24 protein-coding genes are annotated in these 20,624 nt (G+C 72.2%); 10 read left to right on the top strand and 14 right to left on the bottom strand.

Annotated features, from left to right (window positions below):
- The first annotated feature begins 101 nt into the window (after positions 1 to 101).
- The gene (locus RWH43_RS09790; protein ID WP_186325499.1) at positions 102 to 260 is read left to right on the top strand and encodes a hypothetical protein; all 159 of its coding nucleotides are present in this window, start codon (positions 102 to 104) and stop codon (positions 258 to 260) included.
- Positions 261 to 321: 61 nt separating this feature from the next.
- On the opposite strand, the gene RWH43_RS09785 is transcribed toward RWH43_RS09790, so the two are convergent.
- Positions 322 to 1,341, bottom strand: a complete 1,020-nt coding sequence (locus tag RWH43_RS09785; RefSeq protein ID WP_316001566.1) for an epimerase — start codon at positions 1,339 to 1,341, stop codon at positions 322 to 324.
- 151 nt (positions 1,342 to 1,492) lie between these two features.
- On the opposite strand from RWH43_RS09785, the gene RWH43_RS09780 reads away from it, so the two are divergent.
- Together RWH43_RS09780 and RWH43_RS09775 are read left to right on the top strand one after the other, a co-directional pair.
- Entirely contained in the window at positions 1,493 to 1,894 is a 402-nt protein-coding gene (locus RWH43_RS09780; protein WP_316001366.1) for a hypothetical protein, read from the top strand.
- Between the two features lie 96 nt (positions 1,895 to 1,990).
- On the top strand, positions 1,991 to 3,319 hold the full coding sequence (locus RWH43_RS09775) for a Cpe/LpqF family protein (RefSeq protein WP_316001365.1): 1,329 nt from the start codon (positions 1,991 to 1,993) through the stop codon (positions 3,317 to 3,319).
- 205 nt (positions 3,320 to 3,524) lie between these two features.
- Here RWH43_RS09775 and RWH43_RS09770 read toward each other — a convergent pair whose 3' ends face one another.
- A complete protein-coding gene (locus tag RWH43_RS09770; protein ID WP_154097398.1) occupies positions 3,525 to 3,992 on the bottom strand; it encodes a hypothetical protein in 468 nt (155 codons plus the stop codon).
- A 151-nt stretch (positions 3,993 to 4,143) separates the two neighbouring features.
- Here RWH43_RS09770 and RWH43_RS09765 point away from each other — a divergent pair, with 151 nt between their 5' ends.
- Positions 4,144 to 5,136, top strand: coding sequence for an aldo/keto reductase (locus RWH43_RS09765; RefSeq protein WP_144832906.1), 993 nt, complete (start codon positions 4,144 to 4,146; stop codon positions 5,134 to 5,136).
- 65 nt (positions 5,137 to 5,201) lie between these two features.
- Here RWH43_RS09765 and RWH43_RS09760 read toward each other — a convergent pair whose 3' ends face one another.
- Both RWH43_RS09760 and RWH43_RS09755 read right to left on the bottom strand, forming a co-directional pair.
- The gene (locus RWH43_RS09760) at positions 5,202 to 5,654 is read right to left on the bottom strand and encodes an SRPBCC family protein (RefSeq protein ID WP_144832908.1); all 453 of its coding nucleotides are present in this window, start codon (positions 5,652 to 5,654) and stop codon (positions 5,202 to 5,204) included.
- A 114-nt stretch (positions 5,655 to 5,768) separates the two neighbouring features.
- Entirely contained in the window at positions 5,769 to 6,989 is a 1,221-nt protein-coding gene (locus RWH43_RS09755; protein ID WP_316001364.1) for an NAD(P)/FAD-dependent oxidoreductase, read from the bottom strand.
- A gap of 190 nt (positions 6,990 to 7,179) precedes the next feature.
- On the opposite strand from RWH43_RS09755, the gene RWH43_RS09750 reads away from it, so the two are divergent.
- Positions 7,180 to 7,521 carry a sugar ABC transporter ATPase gene (locus RWH43_RS09750; protein WP_154097400.1) on the top strand — a complete coding sequence of 114 codons (342 nt, stop codon included), beginning with the start codon at positions 7,180 to 7,182 and terminating at the stop codon, positions 7,519 to 7,521.
- 68 nt (positions 7,522 to 7,589) lie between these two features.
- Here RWH43_RS09750 and RWH43_RS09745 read toward each other — a convergent pair whose 3' ends face one another.
- Together RWH43_RS09745 and RWH43_RS09740 are read right to left on the bottom strand one after the other, a co-directional pair.
- Positions 7,590 to 8,045 carry an Hsp20/alpha crystallin family protein gene (locus RWH43_RS09745; RefSeq protein ID WP_144785786.1) on the bottom strand — a complete coding sequence of 152 codons (456 nt, stop codon included), beginning with the start codon at positions 8,043 to 8,045 and terminating at the stop codon, positions 7,590 to 7,592.
- A 203-nt stretch (positions 8,046 to 8,248) separates the two neighbouring features.
- Positions 8,249 to 9,139 (bottom strand): SDR family NAD(P)-dependent oxidoreductase, encoded by an 891-nt coding sequence (locus RWH43_RS09740; RefSeq protein WP_316001363.1) that lies wholly within the window; start codon positions 9,137 to 9,139, stop codon positions 8,249 to 8,251.
- A 246-nt stretch (positions 9,140 to 9,385) separates the two neighbouring features.
- On the opposite strand from RWH43_RS09740, the gene RWH43_RS09735 reads away from it, so the two are divergent.
- Positions 9,386 to 10,219: a UbiA family prenyltransferase gene (locus tag RWH43_RS09735; RefSeq protein ID WP_251508792.1), complete on the top strand. Its 834-nt coding sequence runs from the start codon at positions 9,386 to 9,388 to the stop codon at positions 10,217 to 10,219.
- Between the two features lie 10 nt (positions 10,220 to 10,229).
- Here the strand turns inward: RWH43_RS09735 and RWH43_RS09730 are convergent, their stop codons facing one another.
- The 5 genes from RWH43_RS09730 to RWH43_RS09710 all read right to left on the bottom strand — a co-directional run bounded on the left by RWH43_RS09730 (position 10,230) and on the right by RWH43_RS09710 (position 14,808).
- The gene (locus tag RWH43_RS09730) at positions 10,230 to 11,348 is read right to left on the bottom strand and encodes an FAD-dependent oxidoreductase (protein ID WP_316001362.1); all 1,119 of its coding nucleotides are present in this window, start codon (positions 11,346 to 11,348) and stop codon (positions 10,230 to 10,232) included.
- Positions 11,335 to 12,000 (bottom strand): methyltransferase domain-containing protein, encoded by a 666-nt coding sequence (locus RWH43_RS09725; RefSeq protein WP_251508976.1) that lies wholly within the window; start codon positions 11,998 to 12,000, stop codon positions 11,335 to 11,337. The genes RWH43_RS09730 and RWH43_RS09725 overlap by 14 nt, the downstream gene beginning before the upstream one ends.
- A 38-nt stretch (positions 12,001 to 12,038) precedes the next feature.
- A complete protein-coding gene (locus RWH43_RS09720; RefSeq protein WP_316001361.1) occupies positions 12,039 to 13,133 on the bottom strand; it encodes a type III polyketide synthase in 1,095 nt (364 codons plus the stop codon).
- Between the two features lie 79 nt (positions 13,134 to 13,212).
- Positions 13,213 to 14,409 (bottom strand): glycosyltransferase, encoded by a 1,197-nt coding sequence (locus tag RWH43_RS09715; protein ID WP_316001360.1) that lies wholly within the window; start codon positions 14,407 to 14,409, stop codon positions 13,213 to 13,215.
- 198 nt (positions 14,410 to 14,607) lie between these two features.
- Positions 14,608 to 14,808, bottom strand: a complete 201-nt coding sequence (locus tag RWH43_RS09710; RefSeq protein WP_316001359.1) for a hypothetical protein — start codon at positions 14,806 to 14,808, stop codon at positions 14,608 to 14,610.
- Positions 14,809 to 15,081: 273 nt separating this feature from the next.
- Here RWH43_RS09710 and RWH43_RS09705 point away from each other — a divergent pair, with 273 nt between their 5' ends.
- Positions 15,082 to 15,534 (top strand): MarR family transcriptional regulator, encoded by a 453-nt coding sequence (locus tag RWH43_RS09705; RefSeq protein ID WP_144832925.1) that lies wholly within the window; start codon positions 15,082 to 15,084, stop codon positions 15,532 to 15,534.
- A 54-nt stretch (positions 15,535 to 15,588) separates the two neighbouring features.
- Here RWH43_RS09705 and RWH43_RS09700 read toward each other — a convergent pair whose 3' ends face one another.
- Entirely contained in the window at positions 15,589 to 15,930 is a 342-nt protein-coding gene (locus RWH43_RS09700; RefSeq protein WP_144832927.1) for a hypothetical protein, read from the bottom strand.
- Positions 15,931 to 16,233: 303 nt separating this feature from the next.
- On the opposite strand from RWH43_RS09700, the gene RWH43_RS09695 reads away from it, so the two are divergent.
- Positions 16,234 to 17,169: an AraC family transcriptional regulator gene (locus RWH43_RS09695; protein WP_316001358.1), complete on the top strand. Its 936-nt coding sequence runs from the start codon at positions 16,234 to 16,236 to the stop codon at positions 17,167 to 17,169.
- Between the two features lie 24 nt (positions 17,170 to 17,193).
- On the opposite strand, the gene RWH43_RS09690 is transcribed toward RWH43_RS09695, so the two are convergent.
- Complete coding sequence (locus RWH43_RS09690; protein WP_230705141.1) at positions 17,194 to 18,687, bottom strand: SulP family inorganic anion transporter; 1,494 nt, start codon at positions 18,685 to 18,687, stop codon at positions 17,194 to 17,196.
- Between the two features lie 119 nt (positions 18,688 to 18,806).
- On the opposite strand from RWH43_RS09690, the gene RWH43_RS09685 reads away from it, so the two are divergent.
- Together RWH43_RS09685 and RWH43_RS09680 are read left to right on the top strand one after the other, a co-directional pair.
- Positions 18,807 to 19,178, top strand: coding sequence for a MerR family transcriptional regulator (locus RWH43_RS09685; protein WP_316001357.1), 372 nt, complete (start codon positions 18,807 to 18,809; stop codon positions 19,176 to 19,178).
- The gene (locus RWH43_RS09680) at positions 19,175 to 19,753 is read left to right on the top strand and encodes a GNAT family N-acetyltransferase (protein WP_316001356.1); all 579 of its coding nucleotides are present in this window, start codon (positions 19,175 to 19,177) and stop codon (positions 19,751 to 19,753) included. The genes RWH43_RS09685 and RWH43_RS09680 overlap by 4 nt, the downstream gene beginning before the upstream one ends.
- Positions 19,754 to 19,866: 113 nt before the next feature.
- Here the strand turns inward: RWH43_RS09680 and RWH43_RS09675 are convergent, their stop codons facing one another.
- Positions 19,867 to 20,610, bottom strand: a complete 744-nt coding sequence (locus RWH43_RS09675) for a FadR/GntR family transcriptional regulator (RefSeq protein WP_316001355.1) — start codon at positions 20,608 to 20,610, stop codon at positions 19,867 to 19,869.
- Between the last annotated feature and the right edge of the window lie 14 nt (positions 20,611 to 20,624).

Here is a 20,624-nt window from a genome sequence, read left to right as displayed (position 1 = left end):
CGGATGCCGCGTGCCCGAGACTCTTGACACGCGTTCTGCCGTGCGCCGTCGACGGTGTCAAGGGCGTGGGCCGGATCGCGGACGCCGGGCAGGGTGGAGACATGCCAGCTCTCGCCATCATCCTCGTCATCGTCGGTCTCGTGCTGCTGTTCCTCGGCGTCTTCGTCGAGGCGGTCAAGTTCCTGCTGTGGATCGGCATCATCATCCTGATCATCGGTGTGATCGCCGCCCTCATGCGCTTCATCCGCCGCAAGGCCTGACGCTCCGCGTCTACCACGCCGCCCCTCGCGACACTCGTCGCGGCGGGCGGCGTTCGTTCGTTCAGGCGGTGAAGAGATCGCGCGCCCGCGGCGGGTGCTGCGCCGCGACGGCCTCGAGCGCGGGTCCGAGCTTGTCGTGGCGGAACGCGAAGCCGGCCTCCTGCAGGACGCGCGGCACGGCCCAGCGGCTCTTGAGCACGAGCTCCGGCTCGTTGCGCAGCACGGCCATGGCGGGATCGAGCATCCAGCGGAAGGCGGGCAGACCGAACGGCGCACGCGCGATGCGCCGCAGCTCGCGCATCAGCGTGCGGTTGTCGCTCGCTTCCGGGGCCGACAGGTTGACAGGACCGGCGAGATCCTCGCGATCGCGGAGGAACCGCACCGACCCCACGACGTCGTCGATGTGGATCCAGCTGAACCGCTGGCGGCCCGAGGTCCGGTGCCATCCCGAAAGGGTCGGGCCCGTGGGGTGCGCGCCGATCCCGCGATAGCGGCGATGCGGGAACCACCAGCTGTCGATCTGCGGCCCGCCGAGTCCGAGGCGGGCCAGGGCGAACAGCATGCGGGTGGCGGGGCCGTCGCCGAGCACGATCGCCATGCGCAGGGCGACCCTCCGGGTGCCGGGGAGGTCGCCGTCGAAGAACGCGCGTTCCCAGCTCGTGGCGACATCCACCGAGAACCCCTCGCCGATGATGCCGTCGACCTCGTCGTTGCCGCTCTCGGTCTCGTGCCGGTAGATCGTCGCGGTGGAGGCGTTCATCCACACGCGGGGTGGTCGCCGGGCGGCGCTCACGGCGCGGTGCAACGATCTCGTCGTGTCGACGCGCGAGCGCAGGATCTCGTCGCGGTTCGCGTCGGTGTACCGGCACGACACGATCTTTCCGGCGAGGTTCACGAGCACGGCGGCGCCGTCGACCGCGCGGGCGATGGCCGCGGTGTCGCCCCAGACGATCGGCCCCGACCGACCGACCGTGACCACCTCGTAGCCGTCGTCCGCGAACGCCGCGCGGAGCGCTCCGCCCACGAATCCGCCCGCCCCGGCGATCACGACGCGGGGCCGGTCGGGCGCCTCGCCCGGCATCACGCGGTGCGCATGCGCCGCGGTCTCAGCGTCGGCACCGTCTGCTTCGATCATGGTTTCCCGCATCCTCTCGCCGGGTCGATGCTAGTGAGGCCGTGACCGTGCGCGTCATCGCGACCGAGAGGTGCCATGCGATGGGCATGATGAAACGGTGAATGCCCACGAGCAGGACAGCTGGATCACCCTTCCCGCCCCCGTCGCGTACGACGCCCTGGTCGAGCCGCCCTATCGCGACCCGAAGCTCAAGCCCGACGCCCAGGCGGTGTCGGCCTTCGCAGCCGCCCTCGAGGTCGGCAACAACGCCTCCTCGTTCACGGTCAACCTCAACCAGTTCAGCGTCGAGTGGGGGTACGCCGCCGTGCGCCTGCCCTCCGCCGCGCCCGCGCTCATCGTCGAAACCACGCGCGCTCGGGCCGAGACCCCGCTGCCCGCTCTGCCCGAGGTCGGGCGCTCGGCCGATGTCACGCGCACGACCAACGGGACCTCCTACGGCATCGCCGGAGGCGTCTTCGTGGTGCTGGCGGCGACCGCCTTCCTGTTCGTGAGGCGGTGATCGGGCGCGGCTGATCTCCCTCGACAGGGGGAGGCGACGGGGCGTGAGAGATCCGTAGCGTGGAGGCATCCCCACCCCCCCCCCGGAAGGACCACCGTGACTCTCGCCCGTCGCTTCGCCGCCGCCCTGTCCGTCCTCGCCGTCGCCGCGCTCGCCGCGTGCACGAGCGCGGCCCCCGAGTCGCGTGCGAGTCGCGCGGCATCCGTCGACATCCCCTCCACCGCGGTGGGGGAGCGGATGACGTGGGTTCTCGACCAGCTCGAAGCCGAGGAGGACGCGACGCCCGGAACCTGGGCCCGCGTGCTCCACGAGGACTTCCAGAAGCAGGTGTCGGCGGAGCAGGTCGCCGAGCTGCTCAATCGGCAGATCCGGCCCGCGGCTCCCTTCACCGTCACCGCCTACCAGGGCACCGACACCCAGGCGCTCGCCACCGTCGCCGGGAGCCTGGGCGATCCCTTCGACCTGACCCTCTCGATCGACGCGGACGACCGCATCACCGGCATGATCTTCGGGCCGGCCGCCACGCCCTGGGAGCCCTCGACCTCGCTCGACCAGGTCGAGGAACGCCTGCGCGCCCTGCCGGGCGACGTCAGCGCGCTGGTGCTCCGCGGCGACCACGAGATGCTCGACATCGACAGCGCGCGATCGGCCCCGCTCGCGTCGGTGTTCAAGCTGTACGTGCTGCTCGCGGTGGCGGATGCCGTGGCATCCGGCGACCTGTCGTGGGACGAGGTGCTCGTGCTCGGCGACGCCGACCGCAGCCTCCCCTCCGGCGAGTTGCAGGACGAACCGACCGGCACCGAGGTGACGGTGCGCGAGGCCGCCTCGGCGATGATCCGCATCAGCGACAACACCGCGACCGACCTGTTGATCGGCCGACTGGGCCGCGAGAGGGTCGAGGCTGCGGTCGCGCGCAGCGGACATGCCGACCCCGCGGTGCTGGTGCCGTTCGTCTCGACGAAGGAGCTGTTCACCCTCGGCTGGGGGGATCCGGCGCTCCGCGAGGAGTGGGCCGCCGCCGATGTCGCGGGCAAGCGTGCTCTGCTCGACCGCATCGATGCGGCACCGCTCGCGGTCGACGGTGCGGCGGTCGTCGCGCCGGCGTGGGAGGACGGCTTCGACTGGTTCGCCTCGGCCGCTGATGTCGCCGGGGTGCACCGAACGCTGCAGCAGACGGGCGACGCCGAGGTGCTCGGCATCCTGAGCGAGAACCCCGGGCAGGGCCTCGACGTGGGCACCTGGCCCTACGTGGCCTTCAAGGGCGGTTCGAGTCGGGGCGTCGTGACCGGCAGCTGGTTCGTGCGCGACGACGACGGCGAGGCGATCGTGGTGCTGATGATGTCGTCGACGGATGCCGCGGTGGTCACCGGCGCGACGCGGGACTTCTTCCACCTCGCCGAAGACGCCCTGCGCCTCGCGCACTGAGCGCGATCCTGTCTGAGGTCCCTGAGCCTGTCGAAGGGCCCCGAACCCACAGAAGGTCCCTGACCCCGCAGAGGGTCCCTGAGCCTGTCGAAGCGACCCCGAACCCGCAAGGTCCCCGAGCCGGTGGAAGGTCCCTGAGCCTGTCGAAGGGCCGCCCCGAGCGCGGCGGGGCGACCGGCTCTCCCGGCCGCCCCCGCCGCGCTCGTCAGGCCCGGTCGGGGTCGGGCAGCGTCTGCGCGATGCGGCTCGAGGCCGCCGAATCGCGACCGACCCCCGGCTGGAACTTCGCGATCGGGTCGTCGCCGTCGACGTGCGGCTCGGGGCCGTCATCGGCGGGCGCGGGCGAGGCCGGCGTCTTCTCGGCCGACTCGTCGGCCGTGTGGTCGGCGTCCGCGTTTGCGCTGTCGATGTCTTCGGTGTGACGCGAGGTCGAGCCCCCGTCGCCGCCGTGTTCGCGCTCTCCGTCGGCGTTGCGCGTGCCGACCCCCGGCAGGTCGTTCTGGCTCGAGACGCCCTGCACACGCGCTTCGTCGTCGGGGTCGATGCGCGCGGCTCCCACGGCCCCCGTGTCGGCACCGGCGGCGCCGGCGGGCACGTCGGCGGCGAGACCGTCGGATTCGGGCACGAGGTTCTCCTCGTCGGTTCCGGGCAGGTGGTCGGCGGGGTTGTCCATGGTGTTCCTTCCGTGGGTGTGCCGCCACGCTAGGCGCCGATCCATCGGGGTGGACCGGGGTTGCGCGTCATCGGGTCGCGGCATCCGGAGCCTGCGGCCGACGATGTCGGAGCCCGTGGGTAGGCTCGGAACAGCTTCGAAAGGAACCGCAATGCAGCAGCGTCCCCTCTCTCGTACCGGCCGCGAGGTCTCGGCGATCGGCCTCGGCACCTGGCAGCTCGGCCCCGACTGGGGCGGGGTGAGCGAAGACGAGGCCCTGTCGGTGCTCGCGGCCTCGGCCGACGCCGGCGTCACGCTCTTCGACACCGCCGACGTCTACGGCGACGGCCGCAGCGAAGAGATCATCGGCACCTTCCTTCGGAGCACGGATGCCACGGGCATCACCGTCGCGACGAAGATGGGCCGCCGTGAAGACCAGGTGCCCGAGAACTACACGATCGAGAACTTCCGCGGCTGGCTCGACCGCTCGCGGCGCCTGCTCGGCACCGACACCCTCGACCTCGTCCAGCTGCACTGCCCGCCGTCCGCGGTCATCGACGACGACGCGACCTGGGACGCCCTCGACCAGCTCGTGAGCGATGGCGTCATCGCCGCGTACGGCGCCTCGGTCGAGACGATGGACCAGGCCCTGTCGGCCCTCCAGCGGCCGAACCTGACCAACCTGCAGATCATCTTCAACCCGTTCCGCCTCAAGCCGCTCGACGAGGTGCTGCCGCTCGCGGCCGAGAAGAACGTGGCCGTACTCGCGCGCGTGCCCCTGGCGAGCGGTCTGCTGTCGGGCAAGTACACGCGCGACACCACGTTCGACAAGGACGACCACCGCACGTACAACCGCAACGGCGAGGCGTTCGACAAGGGCGAGACCTTCTCGGGCGTGCCGTTCGACGAGGGAGTGGCGGCCGCCGACGAGCTCAAGAACGCCCTGCCCGAGGGCGTGACGCTGCCCGCGGCGACGCTGGCCTGGATCGCGTCGCGCGAAGGCATCACCTCGGTGATCCCGGGGGCCCGCTCGGTGCAGCAGGCCACCGCGAACGCCGCCGCGGCCGACCTGATCGACGGCGGCTTCGACCTCGCGGCCTTCGACACCCTCGTGCGCGACGTGTACGACCGGCGTCTGCGGGCGGAGATTCACCCGCAGTGGTGAGACCGACATGACGAAAGCCGGGCCCGTCCGTATGGACGAGCCCGGCTTTCGTTCGGAAGGTGACGTCAGCTGACGTCGCCGCGCCAGGCGCCCGATTCGGTGCCGCGCGATTCGATGTACTTCTTGAAGTTGTCGAGGTCCTTCTTGACCGAGTGGTCGTCGGCGCCGAAGGCGGCACCGAGCTTCTCGAGGACGCCGGTGGGGGCCCAGTCGATCTGCACCGTGACACGCGTCTCGGTGTCGGACAGGCGGTGGAAGGTCACGACGCCGGCGTGGTTCTCGTCGCCGCCCACGCTGTTCCACGCGACGCGCTCGTCGGGGTGCTGCTCGGTGATCTCGGCGTCGAACTCGCGCTCGGCTCCGGCGATCTTGACCTTCCAGTGCGTGAGGGTCTCGGACTTCTGCGTGATGGACTCCACGAAGCTCATGAAGTGGGGGAACTCCTCGAACTGCGTCCACTGGTTGTAGGCGACGCGAACGGGAACGTCGACGTCGATGGTTTCGATGACCTGGGCCATGGTGTCCTCTTCCTGTGTGTCTTCCGGGGCTGCCCCCAGTCTCCGTGCGCCCACCCGCCCGCACCCCGGGGGTTGAGGGATCGGTCCTCGTGGCCTATACGCGGGGGAGACGCGTCAGGCGCGGCCGCGCAGGATCAGGTGCCAGTAGACCCACGGAAGCACGCGGCGGTCGGCGATCCACGAGAGCCGGCGCTCGCGATACAGCGAGCGCCAGAACGGGACGCTCGGCTGCAGCCGGCCCTGGCGGTCGAACTCCGCGAACACGACGGTGCCGCGCGACACCGTGAACGGCACCACGCTGTACCCGTTGTAGGTCGCCGTGGGCGCGCGCCCGGCCAGCACGGCCGTCATGTTCTGCACCAGCGCCTGGGCCTGGCGGCGGATCGCTCCGCCCGAGCGGCGCGTGGCGACGGTCGCGGCATCGCCGAGGGCCCAGATCTCCGGATGCCGGGTGTGCTGGAACTTCTCGGGGTCGACGTCGACGAAGCCGTGCGGGTCGTCCGGGGCCGCCAGGCCGCTACCGGCGATCCACTCGGGCGCCCGCTGCGGAGGGACGGCGTGCAGCAGGTCGTAGGCGATCGTCTCCTCGGCGTCGCCGTGGCCGATCGTCACCGTCCGTGCCGCGGCATCCACCGCTCGAAGCTCCCGGCTGTAGTGCACCTCGATGCCGTACTCGTCGAGTTTGCGCTGAAGTTCGCGGTCGATGGCGGGGATGCCGAAGGGTACGGGGTCGGGGCACACGAAGACGACGCGGATGCCGTCGCGCACGCCGATCGAGCGCCACCAGTCGCAGGCGAGGTACATCGGCTTCTGCGCCGCGGCTCCGCACGACGCGGGCTCGGGTGGCTGCGTGAAGACCACGGTGCCGGAGCGGAAGTCACGGAGCGCGGGCGAGGCCTTGGCCGCCAGGTCGTAGTCGTAGTTCGAGATGCCCGTGGCATCCGCCATCGCCTCGGGAAGGCCCGGAACCTGCTCCCACGCCATGCGGAGGCCCGCGCACACGACGAGTTGGTCGTAGTCGATGCGACCGCCCGACACCAGGTGCACGCGTCGGGCGTCGGGGTCGACCGTGAACGCCTCGTCGCGCAGCCACCTCACCCCCGGCGGGATGACGTCGGCCTGGGGGCGGACGGCCTCCGAGGCGCGGGCGGCGCCGCCGGCGATGTGGGACTGCAGGGGAGCGAACACGTGCTGTTCCCGCGGCTCGATCACGGTGATGTCGCCGAGACGGGCGCGGTGCAGGCGCCCGGCGATCGACAGTCCGGCGTTGCCGCCGCCGATCACGACGATGCGCGGGGTCGCGCGGGCGGGCACGGCGGAACGGGGGTCGGGCATGGGGGATCCTCTCGTTCGTCCCACCGTGCGTCATCGGCGTAGACGCCGCCAGCACCTTGACAGGTGCCGCTCACGACGGCGACGACGGTCGCAGGGACCTGTCAAGGGGCACCGGCCGATGACCGCGGCCCCGTTTGATGAGAGAGCCGCGCCACCCGCGGCTTCGCGTCTGCGACGAAAGGACCCTCTCATGAGCGACGCCTCGATCGACCCCACCCCCTCCGACGCGGCTATGGCGGGCGTGCAGCCGCTGCGCGACGGCGACACCTCCATCGAGCCCGATCCCACGCTCGACCCCGCCCAGGCGGAGTGGGACGCCACGACCGCCATCGACGGGGGCGCCGACCCCGACGACATCAACCCTGCCACCGCGACGGGTGCCGACCCGGCCGAGATTCCCGCCGACGACAGCGACATCCCGCTCGAGGACATTCACCCCGAGTCCACCGGCACCGACTCGCAGGGTATGGACCCGGGCGTTGTCGAGCTGGGCGAAGAGGGACAGGGCGACCTCGCTCCCGAAGACCTCTGAGACGTCTCGCGAACACCGCACGATGCCCCGACCCTCGATGAGGGGGCCGGGGCATCGTCGCGTGCGGACTACTGCTCGATCAGCTGAGGCGTGCTCTCGTGTGCCTCGATGACACCGTCGTGCTCGTCGGTCGAGACGGCGATGCGGCGCGGCTTCGCCTTCTCGCTGACCGGGATCGTCACGCTCAGCACCCCGTTGCGGTACGACGCGCTGATGCCGTCGGTGTCGATGCCCTGCCCGAGGTTGAGCTGGCGGACGAACGACGCCGTCTCGCGCTCGCGCGTGATCCACTTGACGCCCTCGCCCGAGCCGAGGGTGCGCTCGGCGCGGATCGTGAGCAGCTGGCCGTCGACGTCGATGTCGACCGAGCCGGGGTCGACACCGGGGAGGTCCGCCGCGAGCACGTAGTGGTCGCCGTCGCGGTAGAGGTCCATCGGCATCCGTCGCGGACCACCGCCGCGGCGAGCGTCGAGGAGCGTCGACGCGAGGCGGTCGAGGTCGCGGAAGGGGTCGTAGGTGGCCATGGTCGTTCTCCTTTTCGATCGGTCGGGACTCGGATCCCCGATGTTCTGTGAAGTTGAGTCCATGTGGCTCAACTGCGATCAGATTAGCACTCGGCACAGGAGAGTGCCAAGACCCTGCATGCGAAATTGGCGCACCTCGCCGAGCCCATCGGCCCTGACGCGAGCCCCGTGCGCGTCGGCATTCGTGGCCCTTCCCGACACGGTCAGCGCGGGCGACGCAGCGGGATCCGCGACCAGCCCCCGCTCACGGCACCGGGATCGTGCTGGGGAGCGAGGACGGCTCCGGTGGTCGTCGGCGCGGGGCGACGCCGCAGTCCCAGCGCGTGCTGCAGCGTGCGGATGAAACGGTCGTACACGCGCGGCGCGAAGAACTGCAGGGGGCGGGTCACGAACTGCGCCGCTCCCACGCCGACCTCGTGACGGGGCCCGCGCGTCACCCGCACGACGGCCCGGGCGACGCGGTCGGCCGACACCACCGGCGGCAGAGGGAAGGGCGTGCGCCCCGTCGAGTTGGAGGCGCGCTGGTAGATGGGGGTGTCGATGCTCGCCGGGAGCACGATCTTCACCCGGATGCCGCGGTGCGCGAGCATCTCCTGCCGCAGCGACCGCGTGAATCCGAGCAGGCCGTGCTTCGCGGCGACGTACGACGAGACGTACGGGCCCGCCACCTGCGCGTACAGCGAGCCGACGAAGACGATCGTCCCGGTGCCGCGGGCGAGGAAGTGGGGGAGCACCGCCCGCGCCGCGCGCATGTGGCCGGTGAGGTTGGTCTCGATGACCCGGTCGCGCACGGCATCGGGGGTGTCGGCGATCGACCCGTACGAGAAGACGGATGCCGAGGCCACCCACACGTCGATGCGTCCGAACCGGAGGAGGGCGATGTCGGCGGCGCGCTGCGGGCCGTCGGCGAGAGCGAGGTCGATCGACGCGGTCTGCACCTCGGCCCCGCGAGCGCGGCATTCCGCGGCGGCGGACGCGAGCGCCTCCTCGTCTCGGGCCACCAGCACGAGACGCGCCCCCTGGCGGGCGAAGCGCAGGGCGGTGGCACGGCCGATCCCGCGGGATCCTCCGGTGATGACGACGACCTGGGGCATCGGGGTCTCCTTCGAGGCTTCTGCGGAACGCTGCTGCCCCGGCGCTCGCGACGGTAGGCGGGAGGGGATCGGATGCCGCGGGGGTTGACGTACCGACGGCCGACGCCCGTGCGCACCGGCGGGCCGCCCGGTGGACACGCCGTTCCCGGATGCCGATCCGCGGCGCGTCGCGCCGGATCCCCGCCGTTGTGCCCGGCGACCCCGCCGCGGGCCACCGGACCGCCGCAGCGCGGTAGCGTCGGACCCGTGACGGATGCCGCGACCACGAGGTCGCCCCTGCGGGCCCTGTGGGGCGCGACCCACCCCGGGCCGACGCTCGTCGTGACCGTCCTCTCTCTCGCGCTGGGCATCGCCGCGGGGCTCGAGCCGTGGCGCCTGGGTCTGCTGGTCGTGGCGGTGTTCGCGGGGCAGGTCTCGGTCGGACTGTCGAACGACGCGATCGACGGCGCTCGCGATGCCACGGTCGGGCGCACCGACAAGCCGATCGCGGGGGGAGCCCTCACGCCCGAGCGCGCCCTGGCCGTGGCCGTCGGAGCCCTCGTGCTCGCCGTGCTGCTGTCCGCGCCGCTGGGGGCTGCCCTCGTCGCGGCGCACGCGATCGCCCTCGCCTCGGCCTGGGCGTACAACGCCGGGCTGAAGTCGACCCCGGTCTCGATCGTGCCGTTCGTGCTGAGCTTCGGTCTCTTCCCCTCGTTCGCGACCCTCGCCGGCCCCGACCCGGAGCTCGCTGCGCCGTGGGCGGCGCTCGCGGGAGCCGCGCTGGGCGCCGCCGTGCACCTCACCAACGTCGTGCGCGACCTCGACGACGACCGCCGCACCGGCGTGCGCGGGCTGCCGCACCGCCTCGGTGCCCGCGCGTCGGTGCTGATCGCCGCGGCCGGGATCGTGGTCGGAGCACTCGCGGTGCTGCTCGGGCCTTCGGGCGGGGCGAATGCCGTCGGGACGGTGTTCTTCACGGCCGTCGTGGTGGTCGCGGTCGTCACCGCGGTACTCGTGCTGGTGCGGCCTCCGGGCCGCGCGGTGTTCCAGCTGACGATGCTCGCGGCGCTGCTGCTGGCCGCGCAGCTCGTCGTCTCCTAGGAGCCGGTCCTCAGGTTCCGGATGCCGCCCGGTCGAGGCGCATCGCGTAGGCCCGGGTGAACAGCGCGCCACCCGGTCCGCGCAGGGCGGTGCGGAGCGCTGCGGAACGGGCCGCGTGCGCCCGCGGACCGGAGGCGCGGCCCAGCAGGGTGTTGAGGAAGGCGAGGCGCGCGGCGTGCCGGGCCGACGCGAGGCGGTCGCGCTCCCAGCGGTCGACGCCTTCGCCGTCGCCCCCGCGCGCCCACGGGGCGAGCAGCGGGGCGAGCGTCAGGGCGTCGAGCAGTCCGAGGTTCATGCCCTGACCGCCGATCGGGCTCACCTCGTGCGCGGCGTCGCCGACGACGATCACCCGGCCGCGACGGAGTGCGGGAGCCACCGCGCGGCGCACGCCGAAGCTCGACGCCCCGGTGGTGTCGACCTCGACCCCCGTGCGGCGCGCCACCGCCTGGTGCAGGAAGGCCGCGGCATCCGGAACCTCTTCCCGCCCGGCCCACGCGACGAGCCTCCTGCGTCCGTCGGGGAGGGGGAACGACTCGACCACGCCGTCGCGCTCGAGGTGCACGCGGGCGACCGGGCCGCCCGGCGCGGTGACGTCGGCCATGACGTAGCGATCGGGGTAGTGGTGGGTGCGCACGGCGCCGTCGCGGTAGACGAGCGAGCGTCCCGCCCATCCGGATGCCACGACCACGACCTTGGCGCGCAGGTCGTCGGCCCCCGCGATGCCGATCCGCACGCCGTCCGCCTCTTGCCGCAGCGACTCCACGGTCACCCCGCGCCGCACGGGCGGGGCGAGGGCGGTCAGCACCTCGATCGTGTCGGATTGCGGCAGCGCCGCCACGTACGGGTGCCGCGCCCGCAGGCGATCGAAGCGGATCGCGGCGAGCAGCCGTCCGTCGGCTCGGGCCTCTCCGCGCGCGATCCGCACCGCTCGCTCGAGGATCCCGTGGGTGGCCCCCGAGGCCTCGAGCAGGGCGAGGGCGGGGGAGTGGATGCCGATCGCCCGCGTGCCCGCTCCGACTTCGGTGCGACGTTCGACGAGGGCCACGTCGACGCCCCGCGCGCGCAGGTCGGCGGCCAACGCCAGCCCGACGGGGCCGGCGCCGACCACGAGCACCTCAGTCATCGGCATCCGCCCGCCCTCGAGCCGCGGCGAGCACCCGGAACGGCGCGGGGGTCTCCACCTGCCAGGGCGAGCCGAGGGCCGCGGCCAGCTCGGGCGCGCGATAGCTCCGACGGATCGAGCGCAGCCCGTCGACCCGCAGGAAGGTGCCGGCGGCCAGAGGGGCGATCCCCGCGGCGTACAGGGCGTAGGCGAGGCGTCCGCGGGCGATGTCGGCGTGCAGCACGCGTCCGCGCGAGAGGGCGAGCGAGTCGTCGGCGAAGCGCCGCAGCCCGTCGGCGTCGAGATGGTGCAGCACGTGGTTCGAGATCACGAGGTCGAACCTCTCGCCCGCGGCCAGCAGGTCGTCCGACCCCTGCGCGACGAACCGCACGCCGGATCGTTCGCGCTCGCGCGCGGCCTCGAGGGCGCGCGGATCGGGGTCGGCTCCGACCCACTCCACCTCGAGTCCGTCTCGCGCGGCCAGCCCCGCGAGCCGCACCACGACGTCGCCGCCCCCGCATCCGAGATCGAGCACGCGCGCCGGCCGGCCCAGGGCCCGCAGCTCGGGGCGCACCCGCGTGCGGTACACGTGCCCCCACGCCGAGACGAGACGGTTCACCACGTCGAACCGCCGATACGTCGCGGCGAGGGCCCGGGGGTCGCAGTCGGGGTCGTCCATCAACTCGGTCAGCGCGGTGTCGCGCCGGGCGAGCGTGCTCACGCGCCGGTGCGGCGCATGGTCAGCCGCGCCGCCTCCACCGTGAGCCCCGGCCCGAACGCGAGGGCGGCCACCCTGTCGCCTTCGACGCGCTCCGCATCGGCCAGCAGGTCGCGCAGGATGAACAGCAGCGTCGCGCTCGACATGTTGCCGTGTCGGCGCAGCACCTCGCGCGAGGGGGCGAGGGCGGCGGCATCCAGACCCAGGGCGTTCTCGACGCGGTCGAGGATGCTGCGCCCGCCCGGGTGCACGGCCCACGCGTCGACGGCGGAGAGATCGCCCAGTACGTCGTCGGCGATGGCCGAGATCTCGCGCCCGATGATCCGGGGCACCTCGGGGGTCAGGGTCATCTCGAACCCCGAGTCGCCGACGGTCCAGGCCATGTCCTTCTCGCCGTCGTCGGTCACGTGGGTGGCGAATCCGTCGAGGTCGAGGCCGTCTCGAGAGGAGTTCCCGGATGCCACGACCGCCGCTCCCGCACCGTCGGCGAACACCGAGGCGGCGACGATCTGGTCGGGGTGCGAGGAGGTCTGCCAGTGCAGGGAGCACAGCTCGCAGCACGCGACGAGCACGACCGCCGCGGGGTCGTCGCCGACGATGCGGGCGGCGAGGCGGAGGGCGGGGATCGCCGCCGCGCAGCCGATGAAGCCGAGGTGGTAGCGCTCGACCGTGGGCGAGAGTCCGAGGTCGCGCACGAGGTGGTAGTCGGGCCCGGGGGCGAACATGCCGGTGCACGACACCGTCACGACGTGGGTCACCTCGTTTGCCCCGTACCCCGACCCCGACAGCGCTCGACCTGCGGCCGCGGCGAAGAGGTCGGGCGCGCGGCGGCGGTACTCGTCATTGCGCGCTCCGGTCGGGGGCATGAGCAGGGTGTCGCCGTCGCGCACCGGGAGCCCCTCGACCTCGGTGCCCGCCAGCTGCGGCAGCACGACGTGGCGGGTGTCGATGGCGGCCGCGTCGAACGCCGCGCCCACGAGGCGTTGACTCTTGCGGTCGAACCCGGGTTGCGCGGCGAACAGGTCGCGCAATGTCGTCTGGGAGACACGGGTATCGGGCAGGGCCGTGCCGATCGACACGATGCGGGCGGTCATGCCTCACCTTGACACGGTTTCACCCGACCGGGCGCGGATCGGGGACCGGTTGTCGTGCGCGGCTTCTCGTGCCAGCGCCTCAGGCGGCGACCAGATCCGGCAACAGCAACCCCGCGATGGCTCCACGGTAGTCGTCGATCATGCGCCGTCGGTCGAGGCGCCCGCGGGCGGCGACGGCCGCGGCGCGCAGGGCGGGCCGGTGGGCGAGGGCGTGGGTCCAGGCCGCCACGATCGACGACTCGTCGCGGGCGGTCACGAGGCCGAACCCGTCGATCATGCGCGCGGCGTCGCCGACGTCGGTGGTGACGGGAACGGCTCCGGATGCCGCCCCCTCGACGAGACAGAGGGGCGAGGCCTCGCCGAAGGCACTCGTGAGGGCGACGATGTCGGCGATCCGGTACAGCTCGGGCATGTCCTCGCGCAGCCCGAGCGCGTGCAGGTTCACCGACTCGCCCACTCCGCTCTCAGCCCGCAGGGCGCGGAACGCGGGGTTGTCGGCCGTCATGCCCGAGCCGCACATGACGTAGTGCGCTCCGGGCGCGCGACGCGCGTGCGTGGCGACCGCGCGGAGGAAGAGCCCGGGGTCCTTCATCGCGTCGAACCGCGCGGCGAGCAGCACGACGGGGGCGGAGTCGGGGATGCCGAGGCCCGCGCGGATGCGCCGGCGCTGCACGCGCGTGCCGGGGCGGAAGCGTCGCGTGTCGATGCCGTTGTCGATCACCCGCGCCTCGCGGGCGACGACACCGGCGTTCGCGTAGGCGAGCGAGGTCGATTCGGCGCACGAGATCGTGGCGGTCACGGCGCCGCTGCCCGCGGCATCCGTCAACCACTCGAGAGCGGGGCCGGAGTGCGTCGGGTCGGAGCGGTGCAGGCACGCGGCGATCGGGCGGCCGGGGAGCAGACCTGCACGCTCCAGCGCGACGACGAGGCTGAGCGGCTGCTCCTTCAGAGAGAGCACGACGTCGGCCTCGGTGAACAGGGCGGCGGCCCGGGCGAGCTCGGTCGCGGTGAACTCCTCGGGGGCGAGGGGACGATCGCCCGCGATGCGGTCGAAGGTGTCGATGACGACCCCCGCCTGCTGCAGGCGGCGGAAGCGCGTGTCGTCGCGGGCGAACTGCATCGAGGCGTCGCGACGCGCGGCGGAGGTGAGCGAGAGCACGCGGTGCTGCTGCGCCCCGCCCTGCGACAGGCCGGCGACCACGTCGGAGTGGAGGATGCGCGCCCCGCCGGCGAAGAAGCCCTCGTAGAGCGAGAGCACACGGATGGGTCGAGTCATCGTCAGTCGCCTTCGGGGCCGGGGGTGGGGCACCGCGGACGCGGTCGTCCCATGCTGAAGGCTCGACCCCGAGTGGTGGGTTACGTCCACGAGACCATCGCATGAACGCCGGGACACGACCCGGTTCGCCCCCGTGAACGAGCCGACGCGCCGGCTCCCGGGGGAAGGAACCGACGCGTCGGGTGAAGGGGCGGTCGATCACGCCGGGGGCGCGACCTTCTTCGCCTCGCCGACCTCGTGCGTGCGCGACCAGGGCCACCGCTTCGTCGCGGGCGCCGTCGCCGACGGCTGGGGGGCCTCATCGATCGAGCGCGGGCCGATGCCGTTGCCCATGGCGGCGGTCATCGCGATGCTCCACACCGAGCCCGTCTGCCGTCCGCTCTGCTGTCCGTAGATCATGGTCGTTCTCCTCGCTCCCGTCTCCCGACGGGGATGCCCGTCTCCCGACGGGGTCGTGACCTCAGTCCTAACCCCGCGATGCGCGGCGAGACGCGCCCTTGACAGCGGTGACACGGTGAGCATGCCCGGCCGGGAACCGCGTACTTCGCCGCCGGGCCGACCCGCGGGGCGTTCGCGAAAGGGTGGCGTGTGCGTCGGCTCGGAGTGTCACGATGACGGCGCGCGGGCGCAAGCGGGCGGCGCTCTGGGTTGCAGTGAGTACGATCGTGCCTCGTGCAGACGTCTACCGGTGCTTCGACGCCCCCCTCGCCGGGGTCGGACCTGAGTCGCGCGCTGCTCGCTTACGGCGAGGCCCGCCGCACGGCGGCCGCGGAAGCGCGGCGCGTCCTCTCGCTCAACGAGCTCGACGCGCGCGCCCTCATGTTCGTCGCCGAGAACCCGGGAGCGCGTCCCTCGCACGTGCGCGACCACCTGGGCATCACCTCCGCGGGCGTCACGACCCTCATCGACCGCCTCGTGCAGCGCGGCGCTGTGCGCCGCGACCTCGACGACGAGGATCGCCGCGTCAACCACATCACCGCGACCGTCGATCTCGACGCCGAGCCCTGGCGTCACCTGCGCGCGTTCGACGCGGGCATCGAGAAGGCCGTCGCCGATCTCGACCCCGCCCACGCCGCCATCGCGGCCAGCGTTATCGATCAGCTCATCGGGGCCACCGACAGCTGAGCATCGGCGACCGTCCGGATCGCCCGCGGATCACGTCGCCGACGAGGCGTCGGGTCAGGAGCGTGCGACGAACGCTTCGGAGCGCGCCTGCAGGAACGAGCACAGAGCGCTGAGCGTCGCGAGTTCGCCAGACAGCGCCATGACGCGTCCGGCGGGCAGCGGTGCGGCGTCTTCGCGCGGCTCGAAGGTGACGGCCCACTCGGTGGATCCCTGTTCGGGGCCGGGGGAGATGAAGAACGTCGTCGACACGCTGCGCAGCTGCGCGGCGATCAGACCCGTGTCGGAGCCGTCGTCGCCGTCTTGCGGGATCACCCGCAGGATCTCCGCGTGGTCGTACCCCATTGCGCGGAAGTCGTCGACCCAGGTCTGCAGGGTCGTCATGGTGCGGAACGGCATGCGGGTCCCTTCGGCGGGCGGGGCGCCGGGCGGCGTCACCCTCCCATTATGGCCTCGCGCGCGGCCCGTCTCCGCTGGCCGAGGACTACTCACGCGAATGCGCATTCTGTATTGAGCGCTTCATTTTATGGCTGATCAAGTCGAAATGCGCATGAATGCGCGCGGGAAAGATACGGTGGAAAGACGGATGGGGGGCATCCGCGAATTCGCATTCGTCGTATCGACTGCGTGGGAGCGTTCCCGCATTCACCTGCGCTATCGCGCCGGTTATCGCCGTCGATCCCGGACGAATGAGGACACTTCGTGGAGCATACGAACATCGAGACGCGAGACGCCGAGACCGTCGAGCACCTGTGGCAGACGGTCGTCCCCGGTGCACGCATCTCGCGAGCCGAGGCGATCCAGCCGGCGCTCACCTGGCACGCGGCATCCGAGCCGGGGTTCGCGTTCTGCGACTACACGATCGGCTCCACCATGCTGGTCGAATCCGACCCGCTCGACCAGGTCGTCGTCGGCCGTATCGCCGGCCCGCGGGTCTCGGCCACTTATCGTCGCGAGCGCATCGACGCGGCCGTGCCGTTCATGGTGGTCGATCGTCCTCTCGAGATCGCCTTCACGGGGAGGATCGCCGGCACCGCCGTCTCGTTCTCGCGCACCGACTTCGACGAGGCCGCGCGCCGTCTCTCGGGTGACGAAACCCTGCGCGTGCGCGCCACGGGCTACGCCCCGGTGAGCGAACAGCGCATGCGCTACTGGTCGCGCACGTGGGAGTACACGCGCGACGTGCTGCTGCGCTCGCCCGAGCGCACCCCGCTCATCGAGCAGCAGGCGCGCACGCTCATGCTCGAGGCGTCGCTCCTGGCCTTCCCGACCACCTTCACCGACGCCCTCGCGGCGGGTCGACCCTCGCGACCGCTGCCCGCGCCCGTGCGCCGCGCCAAGGCGTACGTCGAAGCGCACGCCGCGGAGCCCGTGGTGCTCGCCGACATCGCCCAGGCGGCGCGCCTGTCGCCCCGCGGGCTGCAGTACGCCTTCCGCGCCGCGACGGGGCGCACGCCCATGCAGTACCTGCGCCGGGTGCGTCTCGACGCCGCGCGCGCCGAGCTGCGCAGCGCCGATCCGTCGGTCGACACCGTGGCCGCGATCGCGGCGCGCTGGGGTTTCTCGAACCTCGGCCGGTTCGCGGCGATGTACCGCGGCGAGTTCGGAGAGACGCCCTCCACGACGTTGCGCTCCTGACACGAAGCGGTCACCCGCGCCGGGTCAGTGGCCCGCGCCGAGCTCTCCGCTGAGGCGGTCGTGGAAGCGCGAGGCGTGGTCGTTCATGCCCACCAGCTCGACCGTGGTGCCCACGTGCGCGTACTTCGTGCGCACGGCGTCGAGGGCGGCGACCGTCGAGGCGTCCCACACGTGCGAGCGCGACAGGTCGATGACCACTCGCGAGGGGTCGTCGTGGTACGCGAACTTCGTGGTGAGGTCGTTGCTCGAGGCGAAGAACAGCTCGCCCTCCACGGTGTAGCGGGCGACGTCGGCGCCGACTTCACGCGTGACGCGGGTGAGGCTCGCGACGCGGCGGGCGAAGAGCACGGCGGCGGCGATCACGCCGACACCGACGCCGATGGCGAGGTTGTGCGTCCACACCGTCACGGCGACGGTGAGCACCATGACGATGGTCTCGCTCACCGGCATCCGCCGCAGAGTCGCGGGGCGGATGCTGTGCCAGTCGAAGGTGGCGACCGAGACGACGATCATGACGGCCACGAGCACCGCCATCGGGATGATCGCGACGACATCGCCGAATGCCAGAACGAGGACCAGCAGGAAGACGCCCGCGAGGAAGGTCGAGATGCGCGTGCGGGCCCCCGACGCCTTGACGTTGATCATCGTCTGGCCGATCATCGCGCACCCGCCCATTCCGCCGAACAGGCCCGACAGCACGTTGGCGGCGCCCTGCCCGAGCGATTCGCGCGTCTTCGACGAGGGGGTGTCGGTGATGTCGTCGACCAGGGCCGCGGTCATGAGCGACTCGAGCAGTCCGACGATGGCCATGGCGATCGCGAACGGGAAGATGATCGCCAGCGTCTCGCCCGTCAGCGGGACGTTGGGCACGAGCAGCGCGGGAAGGCTCTCGGGAAGGGCGCCCTGGTCGCCGACGGTCGGCACCGAGATGCCGAACACGACGACGGCGCCGGTCAGCAGCACGATCGCCACGAGCGGGGCGGGCACGACCTTGGTCAGGCGCGGAAGCAGGTACATGATCGCAAGGCCCGCCGCGGCGATCGGATAGACCGCCCACGGCACGCCGATCAGCTGGGGCACCTGCGCCGTGAAGATGAGGATCGCGAGCGCGTTGACGAAGCCGACCATGACGCTGCGCGGGATGTAGCGCATGAGCTTGGCCACCCCGAGCAGGCCGAGGATCACCTGCAGGAGGCCGCCGAGGATTACCGTCGCGAGCAGGTAGTCGACACCGTGCTCGCGGGCGACGGGGGCGATGACGAGGGCGATCGCCCCGGTGGCGGCCGAGATCATCGCGGGGCGTCCGCCAAGGAACGAGATGGCGACCGCCATGACGAACGACGAGAACAGGCCCAGGCGCGGGTCGACGCCGGCGATGATGGAGAACGCGATCGCCTCGGGGATGAGGGCGATGGCGACGACGAGGCCGGCGAGCACCTCGCGGGTGAGCAGGCGGGGGGAGCGCAGGGCCTGCAGGACGGTGGGCTCGGTGCGCGGGCGCGCGAGGGCAGAGGTCATGGAGAGTCTCCAGGAGGTAGGGGAGGGGACCCGCGTCGGCGCGGGGAAGAATAGGGGGGGTCGCGATCGCGACGAACTAGACTCTACCGTAACGAGAGGGTTGCGGGATCGGGGATGCGATGACCGAGGTGCGACCGATGCAGATCGGCGAGCTCGCCGAGCGGACGGGGCTGTCGATCCGCACGCTCCGTCACTACGACGAGATCGGTCTGCTGCGTCCCTCGGCCCGCACCGAGGGTGGCTTCCGTCTCTACACCGCCGACGACGAGTCGCGCCTGCTCCTCATTCGCCGCATGAAGCCGCTCGGCTACTCCCTCGAGCAGATGGGGGAGCTGCTCTCGGTGGTCGACGGCCTCGAGGTCGATCCTTCCGACGAGGCGCTGCGCGCGCGGCTCGCCGACATCCGCGACGAGGCGCACCAGCGGCGGGAGGACCTCCGCCGCAAGGTCGCCGCGGCCGACGAATTCATCGCTCAACTGGAGGCACGATGACCGCGCACGACATCGTCCTCGAGGGTCACGGCATCCGCCTGTCTCCCGCTCGAGCCGACGACGCGGGCGAGGCGTGGCCGCTGACCGACCCGGAGCTGTGGAGCCGCATGACCACGCCCTGGGCGGACTCGGTCGAGGCCTACGCCGCGCGCGTCGAGCAGCAGCGCGCGACGCCGGGGCTGTACGCCTTCACGGTGCGGGATGCCGAGACCGGTGAGGTCCGCGGCGCCACGACGTTCTACGAGTACGTGCCCGCGCAGGGGCGGGTCGAGATCGGGACGACCTGGTACGGCCGCGCGTTCCAGGGCGGTCGCACCAACCCCGCCGCGAAGATGCTGCTTCTCACCCACGCGTTCGAGGCGTGGGAGGTCAATCGCGTGGCGCTCCGGTGCGACGCCCACAACGAGCGCAGCGCGCGCGCCATCGAGCGTCTCGGGGCCACCCGCGAGGGGCGCCTGCGACAGCACCGCATCGCTCCCGACGGCAGCGTGGCCGACACGCTGTACTTCTCGATCCTGCGCGACGAGTGGCCCGCGGTGCGCGCCGGTCTCGAGGAGCGTCTGCGCGAGGCCTGATCGCGCCGAAACTGCATCTCGCCGACGAAACGGCCGCAGTCTGCAACGGACGTGTCAGCGAGATGCAGTCTCGCGGTGATCGTGGCGTGAGGCGGACGCGTGTGGGCGCGGGCTCAGCCGGCGGCGGCCTCGGCGGCGCGACGACGGGCGAACTCCCGCGCCTCGGTGAACAGCTCGAGGTCGATCTGCACGTGTCGGCGCGCGAGCTCGGCGGCCTCGTCGGGGGTGGCCTGCACGATCGCGTCGACGATCGCGTCGTGCTCGCGGGCGGCGCGCGTCTCCATGCGGCGATGGCTTCCGCGGTCGCCCCACGGGTGCGCCGGGGCCGACAGCGAGAGGTGTCGCTCGTGCTCGAGCAGGATGTCGCGCAGCGCGGTGTTGTGCGCGGCGTCGATGATGGCGAGGTGCAGCAGGCTGTCGGCGCGCTGCTTCGGGTCGCCCGACTCCGCCGCGTGGAAGTCGTCGAGGCGGCCCCGCATCGCGGTGATGTCGGCGTCGGTGCGCCGTTCGGCGGCCAGGCGCGCGAGCGAGGAGTGCAGCATCGAGCTCGCCGTGCACGCGTCGACGAGGTCGCTCCATCGCTCCTCGAACCACCGGTCGACGCCGACCACGATCGAGGCGGGCCAGTCTTCGGCGACGAACGTGCCCCCGCTCCGTCCGCGACGCCGTTCGATCAGGCCGCGTGTCGACAGATCGTCGAGGGCCGCGCGCACCGTGGTGCGTCCGACGCCCAGGAGGGGAGAGAGGTCGCGCTCGGCGGGAAGACGGGTGCCCGGGAGGAACTCGCCCACCGCCACGGCGGTGATCAATCGATCGGTCACGCGCTCCACCAGGGAGGCGTCGTCGGTGTCGGCCATGGGCTCCCGTCGTT

It is taken from the genome of Microbacterium algihabitans (assembly GCF_032464975.1).
GTDB classification, from domain to species: domain Bacteria; phylum Actinomycetota; class Actinomycetes; order Actinomycetales; family Microbacteriaceae; genus Microbacterium; species Microbacterium algihabitans.
The sequence above is the reverse complement of the archived record's forward strand: the minus strand, read 5'-3'. Positions and strand labels throughout refer to the sequence as shown.